At 26.0% G+C, this 19,848-nt stretch carries 20 protein-coding genes, 1 tRNA gene and 4 pseudogenes; 16 read left to right on the plus strand and 9 right to left on the minus strand.

Going from position 1 to position 19,848, the window contains the following annotated elements:
- Positions 1–21 precede the first annotated feature (21 nt).
- Positions 22–459 (plus strand): IS3 family transposase, encoded by a 438-nt coding sequence (locus tag AAHM76_RS02250; RefSeq protein WP_342256488.1) that lies wholly within the window; start codon positions 22–24, stop codon positions 457–459.
- Positions 460–575: 116 nt separating this feature from the next.
- The gene (locus tag AAHM76_RS08375) at positions 576–800 is read left to right on the plus strand and encodes an IS3 family transposase (protein WP_425289452.1); all 225 of its coding nucleotides are present in this window, start codon (positions 576–578) and stop codon (positions 798–800) included.
- A 338-nt stretch (positions 801–1,138) separates the two neighbouring features.
- Here AAHM76_RS08375 and AAHM76_RS02255 read toward each other — a convergent pair whose 3' ends face one another.
- Complete coding sequence (locus AAHM76_RS02255) at positions 1,139–1,423, minus strand: hypothetical protein (RefSeq protein WP_342256489.1); 285 nt, start codon at positions 1,421–1,423, stop codon at positions 1,139–1,141.
- 1,025 nt (positions 1,424–2,448) lie between these two features.
- On the opposite strand from AAHM76_RS02255, the gene AAHM76_RS02260 reads away from it, so the two are divergent.
- Positions 2,449–3,486 (plus strand): hypothetical protein, encoded by a 1,038-nt coding sequence (locus AAHM76_RS02260; protein WP_342256490.1) that lies wholly within the window; start codon positions 2,449–2,451, stop codon positions 3,484–3,486.
- Between the two features lie 699 nt (positions 3,487–4,185).
- On the opposite strand, the gene AAHM76_RS02265 is transcribed toward AAHM76_RS02260, so the two are convergent.
- Together AAHM76_RS02265 and AAHM76_RS08380 are read right to left on the minus strand one after the other, a co-directional pair.
- Complete coding sequence (locus AAHM76_RS02265; protein WP_342256491.1) at positions 4,186–4,812, minus strand: transposase; 627 nt, start codon at positions 4,810–4,812, stop codon at positions 4,186–4,188.
- A 102-nt stretch (positions 4,813–4,914) separates the two neighbouring features.
- Positions 4,915–5,094: pseudogene (locus AAHM76_RS08380) on the minus strand (hypothetical protein); the annotation flags it as partial.
- A gap of 185 nt (positions 5,095–5,279) precedes the next feature.
- Here AAHM76_RS08380 and thyA point away from each other — a divergent pair.
- From thyA to AAHM76_RS02285, 4 genes and pseudogenes are all read left to right on the plus strand, one after another.
- A pseudogene (thyA, locus tag AAHM76_RS02270) lies at positions 5,280–6,149 on the plus strand (thymidylate synthase).
- Entirely contained in the window at positions 6,149–6,631 is a 483-nt protein-coding gene (locus AAHM76_RS02275) for a dihydrofolate reductase (RefSeq protein ID WP_342256492.1), read from the plus strand. Before thyA ends, AAHM76_RS02275 begins: the two are co-directional and overlap by 1 nt.
- A gap of 1 nt (position 6,632) precedes the next feature.
- Positions 6,633–7,424, plus strand: a complete 792-nt coding sequence (locus AAHM76_RS02280; protein ID WP_342256493.1) for a lysophospholipid acyltransferase family protein — start codon at positions 6,633–6,635, stop codon at positions 7,422–7,424.
- Positions 7,425–7,443: 19 nt separating this feature from the next.
- A complete protein-coding gene (locus AAHM76_RS02285; protein WP_342256494.1) occupies positions 7,444–8,754 on the plus strand; it encodes a thymidine phosphorylase in 1,311 nt (436 codons plus the stop codon).
- A gap of 37 nt (positions 8,755–8,791) precedes the next feature.
- Here the strand turns inward: AAHM76_RS02285 and AAHM76_RS02290 are convergent.
- Together AAHM76_RS02290 and AAHM76_RS02295 are read right to left on the minus strand one after the other, a co-directional pair.
- A pseudogene (locus AAHM76_RS02290) lies at positions 8,792–9,855 on the minus strand (IS3 family transposase).
- Positions 9,856–10,293: 438 nt separating this feature from the next.
- Entirely contained in the window at positions 10,294–10,437 is a 144-nt protein-coding gene (locus AAHM76_RS02295) for a transposase (protein ID WP_342256495.1), read from the minus strand.
- A 262-nt stretch (positions 10,438–10,699) separates the two neighbouring features.
- On the opposite strand from AAHM76_RS02295, the gene AAHM76_RS02300 reads away from it, so the two are divergent.
- Genes AAHM76_RS02300 through AAHM76_RS02315 form a run of 4 tightly spaced genes read left to right on the plus strand, consistent with a single transcriptional unit; the run spans position 10,700 to position 13,381 of the window.
- Positions 10,700–11,461: a segregation and condensation protein A gene (locus AAHM76_RS02300; protein WP_342256496.1), complete on the plus strand. Its 762-nt coding sequence runs from the start codon at positions 10,700–10,702 to the stop codon at positions 11,459–11,461.
- 5 nt (positions 11,462–11,466) lie between these two features.
- Positions 11,467–12,015 carry an SMC-Scp complex subunit ScpB gene (gene scpB, locus AAHM76_RS02305; RefSeq protein ID WP_342256497.1) on the plus strand — a complete coding sequence of 183 codons (549 nt, stop codon included), beginning with the start codon at positions 11,467–11,469 and terminating at the stop codon, positions 12,013–12,015.
- Positions 12,015–12,758 carry a pseudouridine synthase gene (locus tag AAHM76_RS02310; RefSeq protein WP_342256498.1) on the plus strand — a complete coding sequence of 248 codons (744 nt, stop codon included), beginning with the start codon at positions 12,015–12,017 and terminating at the stop codon, positions 12,756–12,758. Before scpB ends, AAHM76_RS02310 begins: the two co-directional genes overlap by 1 nt.
- A 14-nt stretch (positions 12,759–12,772) precedes the next feature.
- Complete coding sequence (locus AAHM76_RS02315; protein WP_342256499.1) at positions 12,773–13,381, plus strand: deoxynucleoside kinase; 609 nt, start codon at positions 12,773–12,775, stop codon at positions 13,379–13,381.
- Positions 13,382–13,440: 59 nt separating this feature from the next.
- On the opposite strand, the gene AAHM76_RS02320 is transcribed toward AAHM76_RS02315, so the two are convergent.
- The 4 genes and pseudogenes from AAHM76_RS02320 to AAHM76_RS02335 all read right to left on the minus strand — a co-directional run bounded on the left by AAHM76_RS02320 (position 13,441) and on the right by AAHM76_RS02335 (position 16,491).
- Entirely contained in the window at positions 13,441–13,656 is a 216-nt protein-coding gene (locus tag AAHM76_RS02320; protein ID WP_342256500.1) for an IS3 family transposase, read from the minus strand.
- Positions 13,657–13,670: 14 nt separating this feature from the next.
- Complete coding sequence (locus tag AAHM76_RS02325; protein WP_342256501.1) at positions 13,671–14,549, minus strand: IS3 family transposase; 879 nt, start codon at positions 14,547–14,549, stop codon at positions 13,671–13,673.
- Between the two features lie 159 nt (positions 14,550–14,708).
- Positions 14,709–15,272: an inorganic diphosphatase gene (locus AAHM76_RS02330; protein WP_342256502.1), complete on the minus strand. Its 564-nt coding sequence runs from the start codon at positions 15,270–15,272 to the stop codon at positions 14,709–14,711.
- 107 nt (positions 15,273–15,379) lie between these two features.
- Positions 15,380–16,491: pseudogene (locus AAHM76_RS02335) on the minus strand (IS3 family transposase).
- A 468-nt stretch (positions 16,492–16,959) separates the two neighbouring features.
- Here AAHM76_RS02335 and AAHM76_RS02340 point away from each other — a divergent pair.
- From AAHM76_RS02340 to AAHM76_RS02355, 5 genes are all read left to right on the plus strand, one after another.
- Positions 16,960–17,664, plus strand: coding sequence for an ECF transporter S component (locus AAHM76_RS02340; RefSeq protein WP_342256503.1), 705 nt, complete (start codon positions 16,960–16,962; stop codon positions 17,662–17,664).
- A gap of 59 nt (positions 17,665–17,723) precedes the next feature.
- Positions 17,724–17,800, plus strand: a tRNA-Arg gene (locus tag AAHM76_RS02345).
- A gap of 115 nt (positions 17,801–17,915) precedes the next feature.
- Positions 17,916–18,674: a DUF3196 family protein gene (locus AAHM76_RS02350; protein WP_342256504.1), complete on the plus strand. Its 759-nt coding sequence runs from the start codon at positions 17,916–17,918 to the stop codon at positions 18,672–18,674.
- A gap of 279 nt (positions 18,675–18,953) precedes the next feature.
- Complete coding sequence (locus AAHM76_RS08385) at positions 18,954–19,106, plus strand: IS1/IS1595 family N-terminal zinc-binding domain-containing protein (RefSeq protein WP_425289453.1); 153 nt, start codon at positions 18,954–18,956, stop codon at positions 19,104–19,106.
- 6 nt (positions 19,107–19,112) lie between these two features.
- Positions 19,113–19,769, plus strand: coding sequence for a transposase (locus tag AAHM76_RS02355; protein ID WP_342256505.1), 657 nt, complete (start codon positions 19,113–19,115; stop codon positions 19,767–19,769).
- The last annotated feature ends 79 nt before the right edge of the window (positions 19,770–19,848 follow it).

The raw sequence follows: 19,848 nt of genomic DNA on the forward strand, positions 1-19,848 counted from the left end.
AATAATTGTAGCCTATCCAACATGAAATTTGCTAGAACAACATATTACTATCAATTAAAAGCAAATAATCCCAAGAATAATCAAAACATTGATGATGCTGTTATCAGTATTTTTCTAAAAAGTCGCAAAAATTATGGAACACACAAAATTAAAGTTATATTAGCTCAGCAAAATATCATGTTATCTCGTGTAAAAATCAGCAACATAATGAAAAAATATAACTTAATTTCAAATTATACAAAAATCAAATACAAACATTCAAATACAACTGATGTTACATATAAATATAACAATTTGTTAAATCAAGTTTTTGATAGTTATAAACTACATGAAGTTGTTGTCAGTGATTTAACCTATGTTTTTGTTAGTAACAAATGATATTATGTCTGTTTCTTAGTTGATTTATTTAATCGAGAAATTATTGGTTATATGTTAGTTTACACAAAAATGCCAAATTAGTTGAAAGCATCTTTAATAAACTTAAATTTTCATTAAGCAATATTAAAATATTTCACACTGATCAAGGCAGTGAATTCAATAATAATCTTATTTATAACCTGTTAGTTAAAAATGGGATTCAAAAATCTTACAGTAAACCAGGTTGTCCTTATGACAATGCTGTTGCGGAATCAACATACAAAATTTTTAAAACTGAATTTATTAAAAATAATAAATTTAAAAACGTTGAGCAGTTTAAATTAGAATTATTTGATTACATTAATTGGTACAATAATATTCGAATTCATAGCAAAATAAATTATTTAACACCAGTGCAATACAGAAATTATTATTCTACATAAAATTTGTCCAAAAAACCCTTGCCATTCCAAAACATATTTTAAATTAAATAGGTATTTGTATAAAACTTTTAAACCACCGATAAATTTAGGTGTAGATAGTGGGTTTGTTATTTTTAATCCCTTATGAAGTTGATAATATTCAATTATTACAATAACTTTATTTAAATAAGAACAAGTTTGCTTTTGAAAGTTGTTTAATATTAAATAGATATTATTTATTGCTTCTTCTTAGTTTTTAGAATGAAAAGTAATATTATTAATTATTTTCTGTTGCAAAACATTATAAATAATAATACCAGTTTGCCCACCTCCAGCAGGGTCAATTGCAATAATATATTTTAATTTATTTGGTTTATTTTTTTGTCAATTTGTAATATTTTTCAACCATATGTAGCCAAATATAAAATATCGTTAATTTTGTAATGCTGCATATAAGAAGAAATTACATATCATTTGTTTTTAAATAAATTTAAGTACATTTTTGCTCATTCTAAACATTGCAAATCATAATGATTTTTATGATGAGAAATACGACAATTAACAAGGTTACAATTAATTCAATCAAATGAAGTTGTTATTTCATTTCAAGTTTTATTAATATACAAACTTTTATATTCTGTCATTATAATAATCCTTTCATTAATTAGTTTTGCCTAATGCTCAATATTCATCAGTTATTTCATCTACTGAAACTGGATAAGCTCGTATCATTAATTCTTGTAATTTACTTTCAATTTTTTTATTTCATTTTTTCATCAAATATTTTCCTTTCTGTAAAAAAATAATATTTTTTTATTGGTTAATATTTTGATATTTAGTAAATAATGTATTTTGTATTTTAGTATTTATTTACTTCGCCGCCCGCTTAACTTTTTTTGGGGGGTGAGCGGGGGCGGTAGGATATTTAGTCAGAGTTTATCCCCCTACGGAAATAAACAAAAAAAGTTTACCCAGTTATTAATTACGCTTCATCCATCCCCATACAACTTTATATAAAGAAAATAACCTTTTGGAGCTCCAACCCTCTTGTTTTTTTAGTGTCCGATATTGTTTTTTTCGGTTTAACAGCACTCTTTTTATGAAAACAAGCCAAAAAACACGCGCTATGACATTTCGCAAGTGATTAATCTTGCCGAAAATTAAAGAAATAAATAGGAATAAATCCATTCGCTTTCACACTTTCTTTAAGGCTTCGTGCCATAGATGAGTTATCAATCTTTAAGCATCAAAATATTAAGTTTTAAGCGTTGCATTATTCATTGGATAATACCTTTATTGAAAGGAAATTTATAAAAATATCATTTATTTTGTGTAGGGAAAACAGAATAACATCTGTTTTTATGATAAAAGTTCTAAATTTAAAGATACTATCCGATGAATAATGCAAATAAATTTATTTTTTTAATAGAAAAATAAAAAAACAATCTCACAAGAATTGTTTTTTTGCCGGTTCATCGTACAGGACCCCAAAAAGATCAAGAATATTTGCAAAGCAAAAAATAACAAACAAGTTATTAAAATTAAATAAAATGGTAAATAATTATATACCTTTCTAATAATTATGACAATAGTTTACTTTAATTTTACTTAAATATATGGTATAATTTGTTTATAAGAAAAGTGGGCATATTGATATGGAGGGTATCGCATGAATAATAATGATCCAAAATTTAGTGGAGTAAATGAAAATCATTTTAATTCGTTTGAAAATAACAATAGTTTTGGCAATGATAATTTATTAAACCAAAATGCACCAGTAACACCAGTAACAAAACCAATTAGAGTTCCTGGTAATGCAAAAGATTTTAAAACAAAAACTAATCCACCTTTTAATTCTTCTTACATTTCAAAGGCCTTAGGAATTAATGGGACAGAAGTTAAACCGCAGCATAATAAACCAATTTATCAACCAATTATTTATCAACCATTTTTTATGCCTATTATGGCTAATCCAATGAACGCGATGGGAATGGGAGCATATAATCCGATGATGATTGGTTATCCGCAAATGTTTCCTTATCAAATGATGCCACAATTTCCAATGATGATGGGTTATCCGCAAATGTCACAATATCCCGGAATGTTAACTTATCCTCCAATGGCAGGACCAGAAGTAGAGCGACAATTGCAAGGAATGCAACAACAATTTGCTAGTCAAGATTCTAATTTTAATAAAAGACAGTATTCGCAAGATTCAGGCCGTCATTACGCAATTATGAATCCAGATTTGATGAAACAACAACAAGGCATCAATAACGATTTTGATGATACGTTTAATGAGGGAACTCCTTTTGGGTCAAACCATGATTTTAATCAAACAAATGACTTTGATAGTGCTAATTTTTCTGGCCAAAATGATTTTGGCCAAGGAAATCCAAATTTTGGACCAACACCAGATTTTAATGCAGAACCAAGCTTTAGTTCATCACCTGATTTTGCTCCATCAGATGGTTTTAATAATAGCAATGTTTTGGGTAAAATTGATGCAACAAAAATGCCATTTCAATATGATGAAGAAACAAGCGAACGAAAATTACCAGTTTGAGCAATAGTTTTAATTGTTGTGCTAGTACTTTTAGTTTTAGCAGTTATAACAATTGTAATGTTGTATTTTAATATAGAAGCAGTTCATGACTTAATTAATAGTTGATTTGATCTTGATGTACCATTTGATCCGTGGTTTTAAAAATGTTATTTAATAACATTTTTTTATTTATCTTAATAAAATAAAAAAAATATAGACAAGGGTTAAAATCTAGATTTTTAACTATTATTTAAAATTTGAAAGGTTTTTTATTTGAAAAAATTATTTTATTATTTTAGGTCGTTAATTTATTTTGCTTGTATTGTCTTTTTAAAATCTTGTGGTGGTAATGTAATATTTTTGATTTTAAAAAATTAAACAACAAAACCTAAAATTACTAAAATATTATTTTTATTAGGTTTTTTAAAACGATTAATTTTTTTAATAATTTGTTTATCGTATTGACAATTATTATCTTTTTCTTCTAATATAATTTTAGTTTTATCAATAACATTTTGTTGATAAATTGAATTGCTTAAAATATACGCATAATCAAATTCGGCTTCATTTTAATATTTGCTCCGTAGAGGATTAAATGTGCCATGAATAAATAAACTTAATGAAAATTTAATTTTTTTAATTATTTTTTTTAAAAATTTATTAATTACTGTTCATTTTTTTTAATTAGTAATATGATAACATAAAAAAATAATCTTGTTAAGATTTTTTTTTTTAATTTTGTAGAAAACTTTTGATTAAATAAAAAAAATCATCAATATGATAACTTTAAAAGAAAATTATATAAACTTTTAATATTGTTATTTAACTTTTTTATACGTTAAAATATAATACCGATGATTGTTAGTTTGGCGTTAAACCTTTATGCTGGTATTTTCATTTTCAGAGATTTAAATAATTTTGAATGTTCGTGAAACCTAAGCCATGATAATGAATTAAGGATTCTTTAAAATTTGATTGTAATTTACTAATTTTATTTAACTTCCGATAACTAGCATCAGGATTTGTACTAGTTTTAGTTGCTAATAAAATAGAATTTGTTTGTTTTGCTACTAATAAATATAATGGTTGCCTGTCAGAAATAATAATTGAATTTTCTTTGATTAATTGTTTATTAATATTTTCAATAATTCACTGTTTTTGTAATAGTTTTGTGTTGGTTGATTTAACATAAATATTATTATTGCTATCAACAGCCATTTTAATACAACATTTAGTGTTGGTTGAAAATGAATCAAGATGAATTTTTCTTTTATCAAATTTATCTTTAAAATTACCTTTGTGGATTTCTTTAATAAATGTTTCATCGATTTGAATTTGGCCATTTAACGTTTTAAATTTTAATTGGGTGTTTTCTAATTGTTTTGATTTCATTATTTTTTGGCGATTATATCAAGCGGTTTTCGGTGATGTTTTAATAAAGTGGGAAATCATTTTACTAGATTTGCCTAATAATGAAATTTGAATCAATAAATTTCACTGTTTATAATTTAAATGACTTCAATACGTAAAATGATCACGAAAAGCATCAAAACTAGCGCGACATTTTTTGCATAAATATTTTTGTTTTCCTTCAGGATTATGACCATTTTTAACACAATAAAAAGATTGACAATTAGGACATTTAATACTTTTATCCCTAAGTTTTTGATCAATTTCATTTAAGCGTTTTTGTTTTTTAATTAATTCTGCTTCTTTTTTGACTTTTTCATGAAATTCTAAAAATTGATCATCTGTTAAACTATTTATTAATTATTAAATTATTTTTTCCATTAATTATTCACCTCTTATATTAAAAATATACCTAATTTTAGGTATATTTTATAAATATCAAGAGTTTTCTACAAAATTAAAGATTTTTTTTATTTTTTCAGATGATTTTATTTTTAAATAAGGTAAGATTTAAGTATATGAGAATAGAAAATAGGGTGAAAATGATGGAACAATATCTTAACATGGCTCGTTTTATTTTAGAACACGGGCAAGAAAAAGATGACCGAACAAATACGGGAACAATTTCTTCTTTTGGTTATCAAATGCGTTTTAATTTAAGCGAAGGTTTTCCGCTTTTAACAACAAAAAAAGTTCATTTTAAATCAGTAGTTTATGAATTATTATGATTTATTAAAGGCGATACTAATATTAAATGTTTAGTAGATCATGATGTTCGAATTTGAAATGAATGACCATATGATAAATATAAAACATCAACAAAATATAATAATGAGACATTAGCTGAATTTGTTGAAAAAATTAAAACTGATGCAAATTTTGCTGCTGAATTTGGTGATTTAGGACCAGTATATGGGAAACAATGACGAAACTTTAACGGAGTTGATCAGTTAGCAAAATTATTAGAAAATTTAAAAAAGAATCCATATTCACGTCGTCATATTATTAGTGCTTGAAATCCAGCAGAAGTTGATGAGATGGCTTTACCACCATGCCATACTTTAATTCAGTTTTATGTTTCAAAAGATAATAAATTAAGTTGTCAATTATATCAACGTAGTGCGGATGTTTTTTTAGGAGTCCCTTTTAATATCACAAGTTATGCTTTATTAACCAATTTAATTGCCCAAGTTGTTGGCTTAGATGCTGGCGATTTTGTCCATACTTTAGGAGACTGTCATATTTATAAAAATCATTTTAATCAAATTAAAGAACAATTAACACGTTCTCCGCGAAAATTACCAACTTTGAAGTTAAATCAAACCATTACTTAGTTATTTGATTTTAAATTTGAAGATATTATGCTGGAAAATTATGACCCATCCCCATTAATTAAAGGAACTGTCGCAGTATAATGATTAAGTTATTATGAGCAATGGATGAAAATAATTTAATTGGTCAAAATAACCAATTGCCATGACATTTAAGAGAAGAATTACAGCATTTTAAAGAAACAACATTAGGGCAAACAATTTTATTTGGTCGGTTAACTTATGAAGGAATTGGACAACCATTACCGAAACGAAAAACATTAATTTTAACAAGGCAGCTTGATTATCAAATTAATCATCCGGATGCGGAAGTAGTAACTGATTTAACAGCAATTATTAATTTTTATCATCAAAATCCAAACGAATATATTTATATTTGTGGGGGGAAAAAAATTTATGATGCAACATTACCATATGCTGATGAATTAATTATTAGTTATATTAAGGGAAAATATCAAGGCGATACTTATTTTCCTTCATTTGATTTAAACCAATTTACTTTAATTAAATCAAACGAATATCAGCAATTTGTAATAAAATATTATAAAAGAAAGGAACAAAGTTAAAATGTTAAATATTTGAAAAATTATTCTGACATGACCACGATTTTTACGAACAATTACTAAGGCAAGAAGTATTAGTAAAAAAATTAAACGAGATCCAAATATTGTTTCAGAAGAATATCGTTATCATTGATTACAAAAACGAACACGCTATATGTTATGAGTACACGATGTTAAAATAATTGTTCATGATCCTAATAATTGAATTGATAAGGGTTGTTTAATGATTGCAAATCATCAATCCAATGTTGATCCGGCATTATTATTTGCTTTAAATGATTTTAATAAAACCGCGCCTTGTGCATTTATCGCTAAAAAAGAATTGCAAGATAACCGAACATATCGAAATTTCTTAACATTAATTGATGTTTTATTTTTAGAACGGGAAAACCCTCGTCAGGCATTAGAAGTTATTAAAGAGGCAAATGATTTAATCCGTGTACCGCGAACAATGGTTGTTTTTCCAGAAGGAACGCGAAGTCGCAGGCAAGAAATGGGAGAATTTCATGTTGGAAGTTTTAAAATTTCCCAGAAAGCACATGTCCCAATTATTCCTGTTTCAATTGTTAACTCTTATCCAATTTTTAATAAAGAATTTAAAAAAAGAGGGAAAAAGTATGCTCATGTTGTGTTTCATAAGCCAATTAAGCCAGATACGTTTATGACCAAATCAACTGAATTAATTGCAAATAATGTTAAACAAATTATTCAAAAAGGAATTGATCAATATCAAGATGTTGATCATAAAAAAGCTTATGAAGAATATAAAACTTCATTAAAGAAAAAAACGACTTAAAAAAAGAAGGTATTGAATAGTGAATATTTTAGAATTAATTGATAAAAAGAAAAATGGACAAGAGTTATCACGAGAAGAAATTAACTTTATTGTCAAAGGATATACATCAGGGATTATTCCAGATTATCAAATGTCAGCTTTTTTAATGGCAATTTATTTTCAATCAATGTCAGTTACAGAAATTTCGTTTTTAACTGAAGCAATGATTAATTCAGGGGAAGTATATGATTTAACTACGATTCCTGGTTTTAAAGTTGATAAGCATTCTTCTGGTGGAGTTGGTGATAAGGTTAGCTTAATTTATGCGCCTTTAGTTGCTGCATTTGGTTTAAAAGTGGCAAAAATGTCAGGGCGGGGATTAGGCCAAACAGGAGGAACAATTGATAAGTTGGAAAGTATTCCCGGTTTTAAAGTTGAACTTTCTTTTAATGAATTTAAGGATGTTATTAATAAAACAAATTTATCAATTATGGCTCAATCTGATAATCTTGTTCCTGCTGATAAAAAGATTTATGCCTTACGGGATGTGACAGCAACAGTTGATTCATTACCATTAGTGGCAACAAGTATTATGTGTAAAAAAATTGCGACTGGTAGTGATGGAATTGTGTTAGATGTTAAATGTGGTAGTGGCGCTTTTATGAAAACAATATCTGATGCACGAAAATTAGCACAAATTATGGTTGAACTTGGAATTAAATTTAATAAGAAGATTGCTGCTGAAATTACTAACATGACAGAACCATTAGGCCGTACTATCGGTAATGCAATTGAAATTTATGAAGCGTTACAAACATTACGAGGGAAAGGACCTGATGATTTAACTTGCATTGTATGTGAAGCGGCAGCCTTAAGTTTATGCCAAGCGGGGCTTTTTAAAGATTTAGCAATGGCAGTTAAAGCTTGTGAAGAAAAATTACAAACGGAAGAGCCGTTAAATTACTTCCGTGCTTTTGTGAACGAGCAAGGTGGAGATTTAAGTTTTATTGATAATGATTTAACTTTAAAAGAAATATTAAAAGTAAAAAATATAGTTGAAATTAAAGCAACCCAAGCCGGATTTATGGAAATTATTAATACTAATGAGTTAGGATTATTAGCTGTTCGTTTAGGAGCTGGCCGTAATACAAAAGATGAAACAATTGATTATCGTGCTGGTATTTATTTAAACAAAAAAACTGGTGAAAAAGTTGCAAAAGATGATGTTGTAATGACTTTATATACTAACCGTTATGTTACTGGCCCAGTTTATGATTGAGCACAACGAACTTTTCGAATTGTTCCAACAAAACCACCGCAAGAAGAATTAGTTTATGAGATAATTCAATAAAAGTGATGTGGAATGGCGACACTTTTTAGGACACTTTTTATATAGACATTTGTTTTCTAAAAGTAACTGGAGATAAATAATTTAAACTGCCATGAATTCGAATATTGTTATATCAATGCACAAAATCAAAAAGTTCGTATTTTAATTGTGTTAAATTTTTAAATTTTTTACCCTTAATAAATTCAGTTTTAAAAGTTTTGTAAGTTGTTTCAGCCACAGCATTATCATAAGGGCAGCCTTTATTGCTTAATGATCTTTTAATATTAAAAGTTATTAAAATTTCATCAATGATTTTATTTTTAAACTCATTACCACGATCAGTATGAAATAGAGTTATTTGATTTAATGGTCGTGTTATTTTATGAAAAGCTTGTTGGACCAGTTCGGCTGTTTTATTCGGCCCAGCACTATAACCAATTATTTCGCGATTAAACAAGTCAATTAATAAACAAATATAATGTCATTTAGCGCCAACTTGAACATATGTTAAATCACTAACAATAACTTCATTAGGTTTTTTGTTGTTAAATTGACGATTTAAAATATTATTAATTTGGTCATTATTGACTGTTGTTTTATGATTATGATATTTTAATTTGGTGTATTTAGAAACCAAATTATTTTTGATCATAAAGAATCTGATTTTTCGCCGCGATAAGATGATATATTTTCTTTTTAAAATAACTTTAATTTTGCGAGCCCCATAAATTTTGCGGCTTTTATTAAAGGCACTGATAATTTATTGTTCATAATTATTAACTTGCTTGTTAATACATTTATTAGTTTGATAATAATAACTTGATTTTGATAAACCCAAAATCTTACATATTTTTCTTACTGAATATTTTGTTTTGTTGTTATTAATTATTGTTATTTTTTGGCCATTATCAGTGCGGCTTGCTTTAAAATGTCATTTTCCATTTTCAAGTCTTTAAGTTCTTTTCGTAAAGTTATTATTTCATTTTCTTCTAGTGTGCGATTGTCTTTTGCTTTAAATGAACCAGAATTATTATAATTTTTAACTCAACTATAAATAGTTGGTTTTGGTAAATTATATTCTTGCCCTAGATTAATAACACTTTTATTATTTTTATATAGCATGACAATTTGTTTTTTAAATTATTCAGAGTATGAAGTTTTATTTCCCATTTTTATATTCCTTCTTTCTTAATAATTTTATCTAATTTTGAAGTCTATATAATTATGGTCCTAATAATTGTAGCCTATCCAATACTTTAATTTTGCGTGTTCCATAATTTTTACAACTTTTTATAAAAATACTGATAACAGCATTATCAATGTTTTGAGTATTCTTGGGATTGTTTGATTTTAATTGATAGTAATATGTTGATCTAGCAATTTCAATGTTTTACATAAATTAATAATTGGATATTTTGCTTTGTTATTTTTAATGATTGCTATTTTTTGTCGATTATCAGTGTTGCTTGCTTTAAAATGTCATTTTCCATTTCTAATTGTTTAACTTTTTTACGTAATTGAATTAATTAGTTTTCTTCTGGCGTTCTATTGTCTTTAGCTTTAAATGCTAAATTGGTGAGCTCATTTCCAAACAGTAGATTTACCAACTTGATAATCATTGACTAATTGTTCAGGAGTTTGACCCATTTTGTAAAGACCAACAATTTGTTGCTTAAATTCATCAGTATGATGATTCTTTGCCATAATTACACCTCCATTGTAGTTTAATTATAAATATTTACTCTACATTATTGTTGTCCAATTTATCTTAACCCATCCAAATACATGATATTCAAATCGTAAAGAAAAAGATATAATAGATATAATTAAAAAATATTAAATACTTTTTATTAGTACTTACTAAAATGGGCGCACTCTAGTTTAATCACTTTTTTGTTTTAATGTCTTTAATTTTTTTTAAAATAGCGGTATTATTAACTAAGAAAATAAATATGGGAGAGAAAGAATGTTGCATTTGCCGCGCTATGAAGTAAAACTTGATAATTTTTCAGGACCATTAGATTTGTTGTTGCATTTAGTTAAAGAAAAAGAGATAAACCTTTTTGCAATTAAATTGACAGAAATTACTGATCAATTTTTAGCGTATATTAGAGAAATGGAACAATTAAATATTGAAATTGCATCAGAATATTTAACAATGGCAAGTTATTTAGTTGAGACAAAAACAAAATTAGTGTTGCCAAAAGAAGAAGTTGAAATTGATGATAATTATGAAAAAGATGCTCGTGATGAACTAATTAATCGTTTACTAGAATATAAAAAAATTAAAGAAGTTAGTAAATATTTTAAAGATCAACATCAAGAGGGAATTCGTTATTTGTCAAAACCGCGAACAATTATTAAAGGAAATATAATTAAAGAAAAAGATTTACCATTATCGCCAAAAATTAATATTGATAAATTAACCAATAGTTTTTTAAAAATTCTAGAACGAATTAATGCAGCAAAACCATTAGAATCAAATGTTGTTATTACTGAAGTTTCTCCAGAAGAAATGGCGGAGCGAATCATGGCATTATTAGCGCAGGATGATAAAGAATGAACATTAGAAGAATTGCTAGGTAATTTTACTTTATCATTACAAGTTTTTGTTGTTTGTTTTATTGCTTTGTTAGATTTAGCTCGTCATCAAAAAATTGAAATTGAGCAATACCAACATTTAGAAGCAATTTACATTAGACCATACTTACAGAAAGAGGGGAATTAAATTAGATGAATTTAAATGAAAAAATGGCTGTTTTAGAAGGGCTATTATTTATCAGCGGCGATGAAGGAATTAATTTAAAAGAAATTGCTCATATTCTTGAAATTTCTGTTCCTGAGTGTGAGGAGGTTTTAATAAAATTAAAAGTAGAATATCAAACTAATAATAATCGTGGGTTAACAATAACATCTTTTGCTGATAAATATCGCTTAGCAACAAAGCAAGAATATTATCAATTTTATTTAAAATTAGCTAATAATAAAATAGAAGCACGTTTATCACAAGCAGCATTAGAAACATTAGCAATTATTGCCTACCGCGGGCCAATTAGTAAACCAGAAATTGAAGAGTTACGAGGAGTTAATTCTGACAGCGTTATTAACAAATTACGCGCACGTGATTTAATTGATGAAGTTGGTAAAAGCGAATTGCCAGGGAAGCCAATGACATATCATATTACTGAAGAATTTTTAAAAGTTTTTAATTTAACTTCCTTAGCAGATTTACCACAAATTAAAGAAACTGTTATAGAAAAAGAGCAGGATTTATTTAAATAATGGAACGCTTACAAAAAGTTATTGCAGCAAAAGATTATTGTTCACGACGAAAAGCAGAAGAATTAATTATTCAAGGACGAGTTAAAGTTAATAATATTGTGGTAACAACATTGGGTACTAAAGTTAGCAAAAATGATCAAATACAAATAAACAATCAAATCCTTACGAATGAAAATGCAAATAAGGTTTATTTGATGTTGAATAAACCACGAAATTGTGTTTCAACGATGTATGACCCGCAACATCGCAAAATAGTTTTAAATTATGTTAAAGGTGTTTCAGAACGAATTTATCCGGTGGGTCGATTAGACTATGATACTAGTGGGCTTTTGCTATTGACTAATGATGGAGAATTTACTAATATTATTACACACCCAAGTCATATTATTAATAAGACATATCATGTTTTGGTTTCTGGTTATCTTTCAAAACAACAATTACAACAATTAGCAACAGGAATTGAAATTGATCCAGGAATTATAACAAACGAAGCGCAAACAAAATTAGTAAAATATGAAGAAGCAAAAAATGTTTCGATTATTTTATTAACAATTCATGAAGGCAGAAAACATCAAGTTAAAAAAATGATACAAGCATTAGGGCATGAAGTTATTAAATTAAAACGAATTGCAATTGGTTTTTTACAATTAGATGAAACATTAAAGCCTGGTGAATGACGTTATTTAAAACCCAAAGAAATTAAACGTTTTTTTGGAATAGCATCACACTTAAAAACAAAATAAAGGAGAAAAAAACAATGCGAATTACATTAGCGGGAGTTGTTGGAGTTGGAAAATCAACTGTTAGTAAGCTATTGGGAAAAAAACATCATTATATGGTAATGGATGAGCCAGTTGAAGAAAATCCATATTTAGATCAGTATTATGCTGATCCAAAAGATATGGCTTTTAAAATGCAAGTATATATGGTAATGGCGCGTAGTAAACAATTAAAACAAGCAAAAATAACATCTAATATTATTTTTGATCGTAGTATTTTAGAGGATCCAATTTTTGTTGATGTCTTATATGATCTAGGATATATGAATACAACAGATTATAAAGTTTATAAAGAATTTTATGATGTTGTTGTTTTACAAAGTTTATATTTAGATGAAAACATTAAACCAGAATTAGTTGTTTATTTACGAGTTGATCCAGAAATAGCAATGGAACGAATTACCAAAAGAGGCCGAGCTAGTGAACAAAATATTGGCAGCGCTTATTGAACATTATTAAACCGAAAATATGAGGAATGATATGAACGCTCAAAAGATAAGTTTAATTTTTTAGTTATTGATGCCAATCATAAAACACCAGAAGAAATTGTTGCCATAATTTCAGAAAAATTAATTGAAAAGAAATAAGACAATAAAAAAACTAGTGTTATGAATATGTCAAGAAAAGTAGACATATAAAAAGTAAGCTATAGGAATTTTTTTCTGTATTGGACAGGAGACATTCCTTTTAACTTTGTCTGAGGTCGAAAATTATTATAAAAATAAATATATTTAGGTAAGTTTTCCTTAATTCACTCAGCATTTCTTTTTCTTCTTGTAAAGTGATATAAAAATTCAGTTTTCATAGTACCAAACCATGATTCAGTATGAACATTATCATATGAATTTCCACGTCTAGACATTGAAATTGTAATTCCTAGATATTTGCAAAGTTTTTCATAATCAGAATTAGTTCAGAATTAGTATAGTGAAAACCCTGATATGATTGCAAAACTCAAGTTTTTGGTTTTCCTGCTTTTATTCAAGAATTAATTATATTTTTAAATACAAATTCTTTATCTAAATTATCACTAATTTGATAATCAAGAATTTCATTTGTATGGAAATCTTTAACTATAGATAAATAATAGGTTTTATTATTTGTTAATAAATATGTTATATCTGTTCCTAATTTTTGATTAATACTTGTTGTTGTAAAATATTGATTCATTAAATTTTCATGACAATTACTACCAGATTGAAGATTATAATTAAATCTTTTTACTATAACAATTGATTTTAAATTCATATTTTTCATATATCTATAAACAATGTGTGGCTTTAAGTTTAACTTATATATCTGATTAACTAATAGTGTCAACATATTGCAACCATAAATTTTCTTAAAATTTAAGAATAGCGTTTTTATAATTGTCGCAATTTGACTATCTAATTTGTTAAAAGATTTCATACCATGATTAATTCATTTATAATATCCTGCTCTTGAAACATTTAAAATTTTACATAAATATTTAATCTTGTATTTTTTCTTCAAGGACCAAACCGTCTGAAATTTCTTCTTTTTCGATTTGGTTAAGAACTTTTTTACATCTTCAACAATTTTAATGTATTGAATTAATTCTTCTTTTGTAATTGCATTAAAAACAATATTTTTTGGTCGACCTGATCTACGAATTCCTTTAGATTGTTCTCCATTTCCTGGTTCTAAAGCAGCACCTCCTTTAATTGCAAGTTCTCTTTTTCATCTAATTAATGTTGGGTCTGCAATGTTAAATTTTTTAAAAGTTTTTGACAACCCATATTCTCGATAATATTTTAGAATATTTAATTTTTATTCTTTTGTAAATCATTTTCCGCCCATAATAAAAACACCTTTCAATAAAAATATGACACAATCCTATTTTTTATGTGTCTATTTTATTTTGGGTGTTCATTAACACTAGTTTTTATTTGTTTAAATTTGCCCTAATCCTTTTGCTTTTCAAATTTTCATTACAGCATTTTTTCCTTTTGTCTCTAAAATATCTTTGTATTCTAAATAACGTTCTTGACATTCTTTAATTTCTTTTAAAGCTTGGTCTAAGCCACTTCAACCATTAATTTTAATTTCTTTTTTTTGCAAGGTTTTATATTGTAAAAAGAAAGTCTCAATTTCATTTCGTATTGCTAATGGAACATCTTCTAAAGTTTGAATATGATTAAAACGCGGATCATCAGCCATCACAGCCATTAATTTTGTGTCAATTTCCCCGTTATCAATCATATTAATTGTTCCTAAAATACGAACATTGATTTGACAACCAGGAATTGTGGGGTAAGTGCTTAATGAGATTACATCAAGGGGATCGCCATCTCAATCTAATGTATTTTCAATAAAACCATATTCTCCTGGATAAAAATTAGCACCATATAAAACACGATCTAAAACAATTCGCCCCGTTTTAAGATCATATTCATATTTATGACCAGACCCCTTAGGGATTTCAACGATAATTGGTAAAACATTATTTTTACTCATTATTTTTCTTCCTTTCATTACTTTCCTAATTATTAATATAGCATAGAAAGGCAAATAATGTTATGTCTTTTTAATTTTTGGAATGGCAACACTTTTTAGGACACTTTTTATATAGACATTTGTTTTCTAAAAGTAACTGGAGATAAATAATTTAAACTGCCATGAATTCGAATATTGTTATATCAATGCACAAAAACAAAAAGTTCGTATTTTAATTGTGTTAAATTTTTAAATTTTTTACCCTTAATAAATTCAGTTTTAAAAGTTTTGTAAGTTGTTTCAACCACAGCATTATCATAAGGGCAGCCTTTATTGCTTAATGATCTTTTAAAATTAAAAGTTATTAAAATTTCATCAATGATTTTATTTTTAAACTCATTACCACGATCAGTATGAAATAGAGTTATTTGATTTAATGGTCGTGTTATTTTATGAAAAGCTTGTTGGACCAGTTCGGTTGTTTTATTCGGCCCAGCACTATAACTAATTATTTCACGATTAAACAAGTCAATTAATAAACAAATATAATGTCATTTAGCACCAACTTGAACATATGTTAAATCACTAACAATAACTTCATTAGGTTTTTTGTTGTTAAATTGACGATTTAAAATATTATTAATTTGGTTATTATTGACTGTTGTTTTATGATTATGATATTTTAATTTGGTGTATTTAGAAACCAAATTATTTTTGATCATAAAGAATCTGATTTTTCGCCGCGATAAGATTATATCTTTTCTGTTTAAAATAACTTTAATTTTGCGAGCCCAATAAATTTTGCGACTTTTATTAAAGGCACTGATAATTTCTTGTTAATAATTATTAACTTGCTTGTTAATACATTTATTAGTTTGATAATAATACGTTGATTTTGATAAACCCAAAATCTTACATATTTTTCTTACTGAATATTTTGTTTTGTTGTTATTAATTATTGTTATTTTTTGGCCATTATCAGTGCGGCTTGCTTTAAAATGTCATTTTCAATTTCCAAGTCTTTAAGTTCTTTTCGTAAAGTTATTATTTCATTTTCTTCTAGTGTGCGATTGTCTTTTGCTTTAAATGAACCAGAATTATTATAATTTTTAACTCAAATATAAATAGTTGGTTTTGGTAAATTATATTCTTGCCCTAGATTAATAACACTTTTACCATTTTTATATAGCATGACAATTTGTTTTTTAAATTCTTCAGAGTATGAAGTTTTATTTCCCATTTTTATATTCCTTCTTTCTTAATAATTTTATCTAATTTTGAAGTCTATATAATTATGGCCCTAATAATTGTAGCCTATCCAATGAGACTTTATTGATAAAAATAAAAAAGATACAATAGAGGCAATAACAAAAAGAGACGATATTAAAAATATTAAAATTAAAGAAAAACTTGTTAACTTAGTAAAAGAGTTAGCTAGCGAAAATATAACAATTGCAAAAACTAATAAAACTACAATTTTAACTGAAGGATTTAATCGCATTATAGTTACTATAAGTTTTCCTAAAAATGAATACAATGCAACAATTGGTTTAGGAAATGTTAAACCTGAAACAGAATAAATTGTTGGATGTAAAATGCTTTGTATATGATTTATACAAAACATTTTACATCCAACTGAATAATTTTTACAATTAGTTTTTACTTTGCTATATTTTAAAAATAATTTATAATTAAACAAGGTGATAATATGCAAACAAAAATAAAAAATTTATTTTACTTAGATACAAAAAGAATTGTGGCAATGGCAATTGTAATTGCTTTATATGTTTTATTGTCATGATTAAGTAAAATAATGAATTTAACAGTTTTCCCCGTTGCTCCATTTTTAAAAATTGAGTTAACTGATTTTTTAATGTTATTATCTGTTCGTTTGTTTGGTATTATTTATGCTAGTTTTTTAACTATTAGTATTAGTTGATTACGAATGGTTTATTTAGGTGATACTCCAATTGATGTATTTGCTTTAATGTTAGCAGATTTAATTTTTTTATTATTTTTTTGATTATGGGATAATTTTTTACGAAAAGGATTTAATCGCTTGTTTAAAAATAATTTTTTAAAAAAAGTTGATTATTTAATTACAACAATAAATGTTAGTTTAGCAACAATTATTGTTTCATTTGTAATGACATTATTTAATTGATTATTTATTTATGAGATGTATGCTCATTTCTTACATCTTCCCCGCGAAACAGTACAATGATTTAAAAGTATTTTAGTACCGATAGTTATTCCTTTTAATTTATTGAAATTTACAATTAATAGTATTGTTTTTATCTTAATTTATCGTGCAGTAATTCACCTTCAAAAGCAATTTATAATAATAAAACCAACAAAAAAAGTAACAGAAGTATTGCATGATTATAATATTATTGATGAAATTTATTTTTAAAAAAGCAAACTTATTTTCTTGAAAATATTCTTTAATTTATGTTATTATTTTTATGGTATGCCCACGTAGCTCAGTAGGAGAGAGCATGCGCCTTCTAAGCGTGGGGTCGGGAGTTCGAATCTCTCCGTGGGCGCCATTTTTTAAATTGTAATTAAATTAAAAACCTTATTTAAATGATTAAATAAGGGTTTATTTTTTTAAAATTGTTATAATAATATAAACGATTGTTTTATCTAAGGAGGATTTATTAAATGCAAACACCATTAAATTATTATGATGAATTAATTGATAAAATTAAAGAATTAATTAGTAATCATAATTACAATGGTGCATTTATCAAAATTAATGATGAATTGATGATGCCTTATATTCCTCGACAAGTTGAAGAATTATTAACAACATTATTACAAGAAGTTAATGAAAAAATCCGAGAACAAAAACCAAGTGAAACAACAGTTTGAACATTAGCAAAAATTAGTGATATTTTAGCGAATCCATCTGATAAAGAAACCCAATTATTAGCTTTTCAATATTTAAAAGATCAAAATTTACGACAAATTTTACCAGTAATTCGTCAATATTTTCTGAATAAAAAAGTCACTGATTTTGCAAAGATTTATTTATTATACTTATTAAAAAAACAAGAAATTACAGAAATATTTGAAGTGAAAAAAACAAATGGTATTTTTCACTTGATTCCAAGCCAAATAATACCATATAAAGAAAATGAACAAGTTAAAACCATAATGAAATTATTAGACCAATGAGTTTATAATGATAATCCTAGTTTATACCATACTTGTTTATATTTGCTAGAAACATATTATTATAACTCATATCCTTATTTTTTAGAAAATAATGAAGAAAAAGCATTAACGATTGCAATTATATATCAAGGTCATCGGATGTATGGTGAAGAAATAGTAATCCAAGATCTGGCAGAACAATTTACAGTTCAAGTTGAAATAGTAAAAAAATATCTTCCTTACTTAGACCAACAAGAATTATAAAATAAATTATTATTTAGAAATAGGACAGAAAAGCAAAATAAATTGGTGAAAAACTTTAATTTTGTAGAAAACTCTTGATATTTATAAAATATACCTAAAATTAGGTATATTCTTAATATAAGAGGTGAATAATTAATGGAAAAAATAATTGAATAATTAATAAATAGTTTAACAGATGATCAATTTTTAGAATTTCATGAAAAAGTCAAAAAAGAAGCAGAATTAATTAAAAAACAAAAACGCTTAAATGAAATTGATCAAAAATTTAGGGATAAAGGTATTAAATGTCCTAATTATCAATTTTTTTATTGTGTTAAAAATGGTCATAATCCTGAAGGAAAACAAAAATATTTATGCAAAAAATGTCGTGCTAGTTTTGATGCTTTTCGTGATCATTTTACGTATTGAAGTCATTTAAATTATGAACAGTAAAATTTATTGATTCAAATTTCATTATTAGGCCAATCTAGTAAAATGATTTCCCACTTTATTAAAACATCACCGAAAACAGCTTGATATAATCGCCAAAAAATAATGAAATCAAAACAATTAGAAAACACCCAATTAAAATTTAAAACGTTAAATGGCCAAATTCAAATCGATGAAACATTTATTAAAGAAATCCACAAAGGTAATTTTAAAGATAAATTTGATAAAAGAAAAATTCATCTTGATTCATTTTTAACCAACACTAAATGTTGTATTCAAATGGCTGTTGATAGCAATAATAATATTTATGTTAAATCAACCAACACAAAACGATTACAAAAACAGTGAATTATTGAAAATATTAATAAACAATTAATCAAAGAAAATTCAATTATTATTTATGACATGCAACCATTATATTTATTAGTAGCAAAACAAACAAATTCTATTTTATTAGCAACTAAAACTAGTACAAATCCTGATGCTAGTTATCTGAAGTTAAATAAAATTAGTAAATTACAATCAAAACTTAAAGAATCCTTAATTCATTATCATGGCTTAGGTTTCACGAACATTCAAAATTATTTAAATCTCTGAAAATGAAAATACCAGCATAAAGGTTTAACGCCAAACCAACAATCATCGGTATTATATTTTAACGTATAAAAAAGTTAAATAACAATATTAAAAGTTTATATAATTTTCTTTTAAAGTTATCATATTGATGATTTTTTTTATTTCATCA

The sequence above is a fragment of the Spiroplasma endosymbiont of Poecilobothrus nobilitatus genome (assembly GCF_964030655.1).
Taxonomy (GTDB): domain Bacteria; phylum Bacillota_I; class Bacilli_A; order Mycoplasmatales; family Mycoplasmataceae; genus Spiroplasma.